This window comes from Bacillus cereus group sp. BfR-BA-01356 (assembly GCF_022663635.1).
In the GTDB taxonomy this organism is placed as follows: domain Bacteria; phylum Bacillota; class Bacilli; order Bacillales; family Bacillaceae_G; genus Bacillus_A; species Bacillus_A cereus.
On sequence record NZ_JAKUFX010000183.1, the window covers coordinates 1 to 9407 of the forward strand.

Genomic DNA, 9407 nt, shown 5'->3' on the forward strand with positions numbered 1-9407 from the left:
TTTTACATAAAATACTGGTCTAGTTTCGTGATGTCTTTTTTAAGCAATTTGTCCTTTGATAACTTCAAAAGATATTATTTTTCAGTTGACATACTACCGCAGGTCTTTCAAACTTATTACTATATATTATGTAAGATTGATTTATAAGGTTTGGACTAGCTATTTTTATTATTCATAAGGGCGCTATTAATCTGCACCCTTATTTATATACACCACTTCATTCCTTACTAGTTATAAGTTGTATATAGTTCCATATGGAATAGTAAGAAAAGAACTTCCGTACGGTGTAACATGATGTACTGGGTAAAAATACTCTACGGATGAGTAATATGGTTGTACTCCTTGCTGCTGCATTTGCATTTGTTGTTGCATTTGCAATGCTTGTTGAATAGCTTGGACTGTACTTTGTGCTCCACTATACGTTATAGATGTACCATATGCTGGTCGCATACCAGTTTCAGAATTAAAATATGAATAAAACATGATTTTCAGCTCCCTTCCCGTATAATTTATTACAAATTATATTATGATTCTTTATTTCAGTGGGTACTATAAAGCTAGTCCGCTCGCTTATATTCAAATGACAAAATAAAAAAGTAGCTGCTAGACTACTTTGACTCCTTCTTATCACCAAATGAAATGATATACATATTCTCCTGTTACACGCTCATTAATTCCCGCAACCCTAACGAACCTCAGTAAATCCGCTCCTTGAAGGAAATATACCGAAATCGTAACCGGCACTTGCGACCACATGAATTGATAAAGCTCATTCACTCTCTGATTCGTCGTAACGATTAAATCATTTACAGGTCCATGATTCCATGCAGAGGTTTGAACTGAAGTGAAAGAAAGGCCTTTCCCATTAACCACTATTCTTGATACGCTTTGAGTTATGTCCACAATAATCCCCTCCAACATTACAAAAATTGGACCTTTTTTAGTTCATATTATTATAAATATTCTTGACTGTAATAAATGTTTAAGGCAAATCCCTAATAAAGTGAAACTTTAATCAGCTCTCACCAATCGGGCTTTTACTGGCAGCCCGACCCCACCTAACTTCTTTGCTTCCGCTGAATTTTGAGGTGGGGGTATTACTGCCCGACAAATAGCGGGATAAAATTTTTTTATTCATATCCCTCAATTCCCATTACAACCATATAATTTCTAACCTTATTCAATTTTTGTAATTAAAATAAAAAATAGCTAATTCACTACTTAAAAAGTAAAAAAAGCATCAGATTGACTAGTATGTAGATGGTTAAATGAATGTAAAATGTTTTTAAATTATCTACTCTTTTTTTAGTTTGGAAGTAACTCTCATCTCGTCCCATCTTTATACACCACTTTCTTAATCACACTGAACGCAATATTCAATTGATGAGTTTGTCATTTCGTTACCTCCAATTAACGCCTTTGTTCAATGTAGTAATTTTCTTGTATAATAAAAGTTAATTAATCTAGAAGGGATTCTGAGAAAGAGCGAAAAATCAGCTGGAAAGCTTATCGATTTAAATATCTATTCGAAATTAATAAGCGATTAATTTTAGTCCCTCTGCCCATACTCAATCAAAGTGTGGGCTTCTTTAATTTCTGTATAAAATTCAAAAGTTTGACACAATCCTGGAAAAAGCTTATAAAGAAAAGTGAGGTTCCATTATTTTCACACTTAGTAGCGCAGTCATGTTACATATAATTTTATAAGTGTGAACGAACTACAAAACTAAAAAACAAATAATAAGTTTGCAACATGTTTGCAAATACGAATTTTGCATATAAATTCGTGTGATATTGAAAGGAGTTTTACTTATGAAAGAAATTAAAACAGAACAAGAATTCAAAGACATCATCGCAAGCGAGGAGCCTGTAGTTGTTAAGTTCTTTACTACATGGTGCCCAGATTGCGTACGTATGGACAACTTTATCGGAGATGTAATGGAAGAGTTCAATAAATTTGAATGGTACTCTATCAATAAAGATGAGTTTCCAAGTATCGCTGAAGAGTATCAAGTAATGGGTATTCCAAGTTTACTTGTATACCAAAACGGTGAGAAGCTAGGCCACTTACATAGTGCTAATGCAAAAACAGAAGAGCAAGTTACTGAGTTTTTAGAAGCATACTAAAATGAAAGCCCTCTGGAAAATATTTTTCAGAGGGTTTTCATCTATTTTCACAATTATCTTTTGAAGTTTTTCATCGTTTAATGAATTACACCTTGTCATGATAAGAATAATACGTAGTAAGAAAAGTATTCGTTTCCTCATCCATCTACCCTCCTATCTCTTTAGTAAATAAACTCCAATTAGGTTCACACCTTGACTTTGTACTTTTCAACATATTTTTCCTTTACGAAACTTTGTTATCCCCTTCTTAAAAAGCTATAAAACGTCAACAATGTTTGTATAGACCCACACGACTTTCGTTTGATACTCTATTTATAGAAAGAAATTCCTTTAAAGAAAGGTGAGTGATTAAAATGGATACTCTTTCTCATAAAGAAGCTGATAAAGGTGCTATTGTCAGCATTATGGCCTACATATTTTTATCCTCTATGAAAATCATCATCAGTTATATTACCCTCTCTAGCGCATTACGCGCTGACGGTTTAAATAACTTAACGGATATCGGTGCTTCTTTAGCGATATTAATTGGTCTAAAAATATCTCGTAAACCTCGTGATCCAGATCATCCGTATGGGCATTCGCGTGCCGAACAAATCGCATCACTTGTTGCGTCCTTCATTATGGCGACAGTCGGATTAGAAGTTGTTATTAGTGCCATTCAATCTTTCTTAAATCCGAAACAAGCAGCGCCTAATGTGCTCGCTGCATGGGTTGCTTTATTTTCTGCTGTCGTTATGTACTGCGTGTATTTGTATACGAAAAAAATTGCAGCACGAACAAAAAGTAAATCATTAGAAGCCGCTGCAAAGGATAATTTATCAGATGCACTCGTAAGTATTGGTACCGTAGTAGGTATTGTCGGTTCTCAGTTCCAAATGCCTATTTTAGACCCTATTGCCGCTTTAATTGTCGGTCTTATTATTTGTAAAACTGCATGGGAGATTTTCGTAGAATCTTCTCATATGCTAACAGATGGAATTGATCCTGATAAAATGGAAGAATACGCTGATGCTATTGAGCATATTGGCGGTGTGGAAAACATTGTAGATATTCGAGCACGTATGTATGGGAATCAAACGTACGTTGATATTACAATTGAAGTAGATGCTCGCATGGATGTTGGAGAAAGTCACTGTATTACCGACAACATCGAAGCTATGCTGCGCAAAAAATTTGGAATTTACCATGCACACATTCATGTTGAGCCAATGAAAAAAGAACCTATTATGACATAGGTTCTTTTTTTATGAACGTTTTATGGAATATAACACATAAAACGAGCCAGCTACCGCCAGCTGCCCATCCTGCTAATATGTCAGATGGATAGTGCACGCCAAGATATATTCGGCTAACTGAAATAGATAATACAACAAAGCTTGCTATAAGAATAATTAACAATTTTTTATGCAACGAAATACGCTCTTCAGTAATTGTGACGTATGCAATAAATCCTAAAAAAGCAGTAGCATTCATCGTATGACCGCTCGGAAAACTATATCCAGTTGCAGTAACAAGCTGCGTAACATCAGGTCTTGCTCGTTCATACCATAGTTTAAGCATACTGTTTAAATAACGAGATCCGTAGTAATTAATTGTTAGAAGTAACGCACTAAGCAACTTTTTTCTAACGAGAAAATACATTACAAGAATAATGAGTAATGGAAAATATATTCTTTTGGAACCGATAAAAGACACCCAAGTAAAATAGGTCGTCAAATAATCGTTTCGAAAGCTTTGAATAAAATGTGCGACTATATTGTCAAAGTTCTCAATACAAGCGGTATGATACGAAAGTGATAATACGACAAAACAAATGAGTAACGTAAAACTTAGCAAGTATAAATGTCGATATCGTTTCACATACATAACCTCACTATGCAAAAAAATGGAGCGGTTGTTTTAGTTTTCCTCTCCATTTCTTTTTTATGCATAGTTTATTAAAAAATATAATTATTAATTTTCCGCTTCATCTCAGGGATATCTTCTCTTGTTACGGTAAAACGAATCACCTTCTCATCAAGATCAAGTGCCTCAGCGAATAAACCAGCTAATCCACGTGATTTTCTATCTACTTCCATAATTATTTCTAATCGGTCGTATGCACGTGGCAAGATTAATAATTCTAATTCATCTAATTTCCCATAGTACTCTCCAGAAACCGGAATAAACTCAAATTCTTGTGCGAATGGAACTTGCTTACGTAATCGATGCGGTAATTCTTCACATTCTATATGACGTGCTTTAAACCCTAATTCCTTTACACTATCTAAAACACTACTTAATAATGCATTAGGTAACACTTGAACGTAGTCGCGGTCACTTGGGTCTATACTACGTTTAATATCAAGACCTGTATGAATCCAAACCGTTTTCATACCAAGTGTAAGTGGTGCTTCAATTGGCATTGGAAAAGAAAATGGAATTTCAACTTTTTCATTCGGTTCTACAGAAAACGGTTCTGTTAAGCGTACTCGCTCTAAATCATATGTTGCTGTTACTTTTTTATCATCCACTTCTCGTACATACGACGTTGATAATGTTAAGTAAATGCTTTCAATTTGTTGGCTAACTGAACCTCCAGTTATATGAACTTTTCCAACTATTTCTTCCCCAACAATATACTCATCTTTTTCAAGAACAGTATCTACCTTTGCACTTCCAATACCAACGCTTGCTAAAAACTTTTGAAACATGGAGTCTCCATCCTTTCTAAAGCAGAAGCTACATCTTGTTTTAAATCTTGTACATTCTCATAGTACGGCGTTTTTATTTGTAACATTCGCATAAGCATTTCGCGATTATAATGTTCCAAAGTTAATTCTTCGTACCATGGTTTTTCCTGTTTTTCATTAGATTCATATCCTGCATATAATAAAAATAATGAGAAATGACCGAGCGCATAAAAGTCGCTACGAAAGTGAACTTCTCGCATCAAAGCTTGTTCACCTTCGTAAGTTGTAGCTCGCTCATCATCCTCACCTTTCCATTTAGCCAATCCAAAATCAATAATACTAATTTGATTTTCTTTCATTAGTATGTTTGGAATGCGTAAATCTCGATGAATAATGCCTTCACTATGAAACACCGATACAATTTCTAATATTTCATATAAAATCTCAAAAACTTCACGTTCTGTATATACATACCCATCTATGAAAATATAATCTTCAAAATTTTTACCAGGCATGTACTCCATCACAAAGAAGCTCTTTTTCTCCCATAGGAAATGATCATATAGACTAGGAATTGCATGATGATTTAATGTTTGTAAAATCATTTTCTCTTGTTCAAATGATTTTCTACCAGACTCATATCTTTGTTTACTTTGTCTTAATTGTTTTAAGACTTTATATCTATTTATTTGTAAATCATTAACGACATATGTAACCCCATAACTGCCCATTCCAATTACTGATTCAATTTTATAACGCTCTGCAACAATTGTATTTTTTCGCAGTGGTCTATCAAATAATGCTAGTACACGACGCCATTTCATCAGCTACTTGAAAAGAAGCTACGGCTTTTACGTTTTCTTTTATAATGTTGATGTCCATAACCAGATGAACGTCGTTTATAATCGCTACTTGAATACGAGCGCCCTCTACGACGATAATCACTACTTGAATACGAACGATATTTTTTCTTTCCTAATAAAGAATCAATAATTTTTTTGAACATTCCTTCACCTCTTGAGTAAAATTTCCTTTTCATTATACCAATAATTATTGACTATATTTGTGACAGGTTTGTAAAGAGTAAAAAACGACGAGTTATGCCCGTCGTTACTTTCATTCATCCTCTTCATCAAAAACTTCATCAATCATGCATTTCTCTAATAAATACTCAAATGTAATATCTGCGAGATCTTCAATTTCTTCTCGTTTTGGGACGTACCCTCTTTCAATTAGTTGCTCATAAAAAAACTCCGCAATCTCTTCCGTATCAATCACGACTTCAATTTCCTTCATGAGCATCACTCCTTTATTTCTGTTTTATGAAAAAATCTCAAAATTATGTATATGAGATTAGAAAAATAGATTTTATTTTTTTATAGGTCATAAGCTTTGGACGAGATGCATACGATTGTAGTACAAGCTATTCAAAGGGGGAAATAATAATGGAAAATCAATATGAAGTAGGACAAACAAAAGAAGAGTTCATGCATGAAGATCAATGGGCAGACTCTCTTATAAAGTGGCTTTTTATTTTTTTAATAGTTGTAGGCATACCTTATACTGCATATGTTGTTGTTCAATTTATTCTCTCTTTCTAGTTAACTATTTTTTCTCTGTCAATTTAACTAAATAATTATGAACAACATCCATTACAATTTTATATTCTTCATCTTTAAATGTATCGAACAATAATTGATAATCGTTATAAATATCAAGTAATCCATCAATGATTTCTTGACGATTCGTCTTAACACTCACTTTTTTCGAGTTGTTAATTGACTTTAACTTTCCTAAATCTAATTTATTCATACCTGCTTTATCTTGTTTCATTTTCTTCAAAATTGCATTTGCCGTTTGAGCATTGGCGAGTAACGTTAAATCTGATTCATCCGCTTCTAACCATTCACCATCCGTAATCCGTGACAATTCATAAATTGTATCTTCCCATGCATCATTCTTATATCTCCATACTTCTGTACGAAAACCAACAATACGGAAAACATCTTTATCATATCCAGTTACTTGCACAAGATCACCAAACGTGAAATTATAATTTAATTCAATCCACTCCGTATCGCCCTTTTTCATATCTTGCTCTGTAACGTGCTGCAATGTTTGCTCTACGTAAAACCCATCGTGATTATTGACTTCGTATACATAAACTCCATCTAAAACCTTCATATTTGTGATTTTCCCAACGGTTCCATATAGCGTAATCACGACTATGTCCCCTACGTTGTATTTAGGTTGTTTTTTTCTTGCCATCTCTATCGCTCCTTTTTTTGACGTCGTGATTTTGATATCAGTATATGCAACCTACATAAAAACGCTTATCACAGAAGCTTATATTCATAAATTTTTTCAATAAAAAATATAATCTTATAAAATTTACATTGCACTCAAAAAAAGCTAGTAACTAGACTAGCTTCAAATCAACAAATTTCATAATAAAAAACATACAGAATACTTCACTTTAAATAAAGTAATGTATTCTGTATGTTTTCAAATAGTTTTTATCTATCTTGTATGTATAAATCCCAGGCTTCATCAAATATAGACATACTTTCTAGCATTCCGCTCAACTCTAAGTATGAACTAATTTCATCATAGTCTTCAGATTGCTTCGGAAAACTTAAATCATCATACATCGCCTCTGCTAAATCTGAAATTTCATTTCTAAATAAAGCTGCACGATGCTTCATCATATAATGGTAAAATGTCTTTTTCAAAAATATTCCCTACCTTTCTAACTTGGGTACATTATACAAGGCAAAAAAGAAAAAAACCAGCATAAAAGCTGGTTAAAAGTCGAAATAATTTCTTTTTAATAGACGCGGTCTTCCCATTAATTCTTCATATGTTAGTTGTTTTGGTAGATCTTTCGTGTAAATTAAGAATAATTGATCTTCAATTTCTTTTACTGTATGGTCTGATTGATAGTCCATCCCGCACGAGGAACAAGAAATACATGGTGTCTCTTGGATTTCAATGGCTTTCGTACCATCTGGTAATTCCCAATATACAGTATTCAAGCTTTCTTTCGCTTCTGTACTGTCACACCACATACAATTCATACTGCATCACCCTCAGTTTTTTTGTCGTTTTCTTCTAACTTAGCCATCTGTGCTTGATATTTTTTATCTTTTAATTGATCGCGCTTATCACGTTTATCTTTTAAAGATGCATGAGTATCATTATCTTCGTAGTCTTTACGACGGTTCATACGCTGTAAGTCGTCTGGAACGAGGTTAAATTTCTTATCGCTCATAAGACCTGCGATACCAACATCTGAACGTTTTTCTTCGTAGTTCGGATAAATCTCTTTAAAGTATCCTTCCGCTCTTCCTGGAATATAGCTCTCTGGCTCTGGATACGTCGTAATAACACCTTCAAAGTTACGAAGCACAACTTTATCTGCACTTTGTGAGATTAAATAGTTTGGCTGAAGTGCAATTTTACCGCCTCCACCTGGCGCATCAACAACGAATGTCGGAACAGCATAACCAGATGTGTGTCCACGTAAACCTTCAATAATTTCAAGACCTTTAGATACTGGTGCACGGAAGTGACCGATACCTTCAGATAAGTCACATTGATAAATGTAGTATGGACGTACACGGATTTTTACTAAGTCATGCATAAGTTTTTTCATAATTGGAACGCTGTCGTTAATACCAGCTAAAATTACTGCTTGGTTTCCGACTGGAACACCAGCATTCGCTAACATTTCACATGCCTTTTTCGATTCTTCAGTAATTTCAATAGATGTATTGAAATGTGTATTTAACCATACTGGATGGTATTTTTTAATAATGTTACATAAGTTTTCTGTAATACGTTGTGGGAATACTACTGGTGCTCTCGTTCCGATACGAATAATCTCAACATGCGGAATCTCTCGTAAATTTTTTAATACATATTCTAAAATTTTATCGTTAATTAGAAGTCCGTCACCACCGGAGATTAATACATCTCGTACTTGTGGCGTTTCACGAATATAAGCAATTGCATCATCTAATTGTTTCTTCGGTACACCCATTCCAATTTGTCCACTAAAACGACGACGTGTACAGTAACGACAATACATAGAACATTGATTTGTTACTAAGAATAGTACACGGTCCGGATAACGATGTGTTAGCCCTGGAACTGGTGAATCTTCGTCTTCGTGAAGCGGGTCTTCTAAATCATATTTTGTTTTATATAACTCTTCCGAAATCGGTACTGATTGCATCCGAATCGGACAGCGTGGATCATCAGGATTCATTAGCCAAGCATAGTACGGTGTAATGTTTAACGGGATCGTTTTCGTTGAAATTTTAACGCCCTCTTCTTCTTCAGGTGTTAAGTTAATCACTTTTCTTAAGTCATCTAACGTTTTGATCGTATTCGTTAATTGCCAAACCCAATCATTCCATTGCTCTTCAGTAACATCTTTCCATAATTCGATATCCTTCCAGTGACGATTTGGTTTGTATACATCATGTAACATTACTATTCCCCCTCGTATATTAATATTTAAGCCCTATCTCAGGCTTAGTTTTACTCTCTAATAAGAGTCCAGTAATAAAGAAAATACTTGGACGTCTCAAGATATTTCTAGAT

Annotated in this window: 14 protein-coding genes and 1 pseudogene; 3 read left to right on the forward strand and 12 right to left on the reverse strand. The window is 34.1% G+C overall.

Annotation, left to right across the window (positions count from 1 at the left end):
- Positions 1–231: 231 nt before the first annotated feature.
- The 3 genes and pseudogenes from MR168_RS30865 to MR168_RS30875 all read right to left on the reverse strand — a co-directional run.
- Complete coding sequence (locus MR168_RS30865) at positions 232–483, reverse strand: DUF3947 family protein (RefSeq protein WP_000500100.1); 252 nt, start codon at positions 481–483, stop codon at positions 232–234.
- A gap of 144 nt (positions 484–627) precedes the next feature.
- Complete coding sequence (locus MR168_RS30870) at positions 628–903, reverse strand: hypothetical protein (RefSeq protein WP_140159343.1); 276 nt, start codon at positions 901–903, stop codon at positions 628–630.
- Between the two features lie 323 nt (positions 904–1226).
- Positions 1227–1337, reverse strand: a pseudogene (locus tag MR168_RS30875) (2TM domain-containing protein); the annotation flags it as partial.
- Positions 1338–1812: 475 nt separating this feature from the next.
- Between MR168_RS30875 and MR168_RS30880 the strand changes: the two are divergent.
- Together MR168_RS30880 and MR168_RS30885 are read left to right on the forward strand one after the other, a co-directional pair.
- Positions 1813–2127, forward strand: a complete 315-nt coding sequence (locus tag MR168_RS30880; protein WP_000658787.1) for a thioredoxin family protein — start codon at positions 1813–1815, stop codon at positions 2125–2127.
- A 353-nt stretch (positions 2128–2480) separates the two neighbouring features.
- Positions 2481–3362: a cation diffusion facilitator family transporter gene (locus MR168_RS30885; RefSeq protein WP_000380385.1), complete on the forward strand. Its 882-nt coding sequence runs from the start codon at positions 2481–2483 to the stop codon at positions 3360–3362.
- Here MR168_RS30885 and MR168_RS30890 read toward each other — a convergent pair.
- From MR168_RS30890 to MR168_RS30910, 5 genes are all read right to left on the reverse strand, one after another.
- Complete coding sequence (locus tag MR168_RS30890) at positions 3352–3987, reverse strand: phosphatase PAP2 family protein (RefSeq protein ID WP_000833370.1); 636 nt, start codon at positions 3985–3987, stop codon at positions 3352–3354. The two genes, MR168_RS30885 and MR168_RS30890, sit on opposite strands and share 11 nt — an antisense overlap.
- 77 nt (positions 3988–4064) lie before the next feature.
- On the reverse strand, positions 4065–4820 hold the full coding sequence (locus MR168_RS30895; protein ID WP_086385973.1) for a sporulation protein: 756 nt from the start codon (positions 4818–4820) through the stop codon (positions 4065–4067).
- On the reverse strand, positions 4802–5623 hold the full coding sequence (locus tag MR168_RS30900; protein ID WP_000872063.1) for a serine/threonine protein kinase: 822 nt from the start codon (positions 5621–5623) through the stop codon (positions 4802–4804). Before MR168_RS30900 ends, MR168_RS30895 begins: the two co-directional genes overlap by 19 nt.
- Positions 5623–5805 (reverse strand): hypothetical protein, encoded by a 183-nt coding sequence (locus MR168_RS30905; protein WP_000473371.1) that lies wholly within the window; start codon positions 5803–5805, stop codon positions 5623–5625. The genes MR168_RS30900 and MR168_RS30905 overlap by 1 nt, the downstream gene beginning before the upstream one ends.
- A 110-nt stretch (positions 5806–5915) precedes the next feature.
- On the reverse strand, positions 5916–6095 hold the full coding sequence (locus tag MR168_RS30910; RefSeq protein WP_000658451.1) for a YozD family protein: 180 nt from the start codon (positions 6093–6095) through the stop codon (positions 5916–5918).
- A gap of 149 nt (positions 6096–6244) precedes the next feature.
- On the opposite strand from MR168_RS30910, the gene MR168_RS30915 reads away from it, so the two are divergent.
- Positions 6245–6400, forward strand: coding sequence for a DUF3930 family protein (locus MR168_RS30915; RefSeq protein ID WP_000431486.1), 156 nt, complete (start codon positions 6245–6247; stop codon positions 6398–6400).
- A 4-nt stretch (positions 6401–6404) separates the two neighbouring features.
- On the opposite strand, the gene MR168_RS30920 is transcribed toward MR168_RS30915, so the two are convergent.
- The 4 genes from MR168_RS30920 to kamA form a co-directional block, all read right to left on the reverse strand.
- Positions 6405–7067 (reverse strand): hypothetical protein, encoded by a 663-nt coding sequence (locus MR168_RS30920; RefSeq protein ID WP_000101499.1) that lies wholly within the window; start codon positions 7065–7067, stop codon positions 6405–6407.
- 248 nt (positions 7068–7315) lie between these two features.
- Positions 7316–7531, reverse strand: a complete 216-nt coding sequence (locus MR168_RS30925; protein WP_000750717.1) for a YozE family protein — start codon at positions 7529–7531, stop codon at positions 7316–7318.
- Positions 7532–7603: 72 nt separating this feature from the next.
- A complete protein-coding gene (locus MR168_RS30930) occupies positions 7604–7876 on the reverse strand; it encodes a YokU family protein (protein ID WP_000995763.1) in 273 nt (90 codons plus the stop codon).
- Positions 7873–9294: a lysine 2,3-aminomutase gene (gene kamA / locus MR168_RS30935; protein ID WP_000902142.1), complete on the reverse strand. Its 1422-nt coding sequence runs from the start codon at positions 9292–9294 to the stop codon at positions 7873–7875. Before kamA ends, MR168_RS30930 begins: the two co-directional genes overlap by 4 nt.
- Positions 9295–9407: the final 113 nt, after the last annotated feature.

Bases quoted from the DNA above. Each gene is read 5' to 3' on its own strand.
- MR168_RS30865 (WP_000500100.1), bottom strand. From the start codon at position 483: ATGTTTTATTCATATTTTAATTCTGAAACTGGTATGCGACCAGCATAT.
- MR168_RS30880 (WP_000658787.1), top strand. From the start codon at position 1,813: ATGAAAGAAATTAAAACAGAACAAGAATTCAAAGACATCATCGCAAGC.
- MR168_RS30885 (WP_000380385.1), top strand. From the start codon at position 2,481: ATGGATACTCTTTCTCATAAAGAAGCTGATAAAGGTGCTATTGTCAGC.
- MR168_RS30895 (WP_086385973.1), bottom strand. From the start codon at position 4,820: ATGTTTCAAAAGTTTTTAGCAAGCGTTGGTATTGGAAGTGCAAAGGTA.
- MR168_RS30900 (WP_000872063.1), bottom strand. From the start codon at position 5,623: ATGAAATGGCGTCGTGTACTAGCATTATTTGATAGACCACTGCGAAAA.
- MR168_RS30905 (WP_000473371.1), bottom strand. From the start codon at position 5,805: ATGTTCAAAAAAATTATTGATTCTTTATTAGGAAAGAAAAAATATCGT.
- MR168_RS30910 (WP_000658451.1), bottom strand. From the start codon at position 6,095: ATGAAGGAAATTGAAGTCGTGATTGATACGGAAGAGATTGCGGAGTTT.
- MR168_RS30915 (WP_000431486.1), top strand. From the start codon at position 6,245: ATGGAAAATCAATATGAAGTAGGACAAACAAAAGAAGAGTTCATGCAT.
- MR168_RS30920 (WP_000101499.1), bottom strand. From the start codon at position 7,067: ATGGCAAGAAAAAAACAACCTAAATACAACGTAGGGGACATAGTCGTG.
- MR168_RS30930 (WP_000995763.1), bottom strand. From the start codon at position 7,876: ATGAATTGTATGTGGTGTGACAGTACAGAAGCGAAAGAAAGCTTGAAT.
- kamA (WP_000902142.1), bottom strand. From the start codon at position 9,294: ATGTTACATGATGTATACAAACCAAATCGTCACTGGAAGGATATCGAA.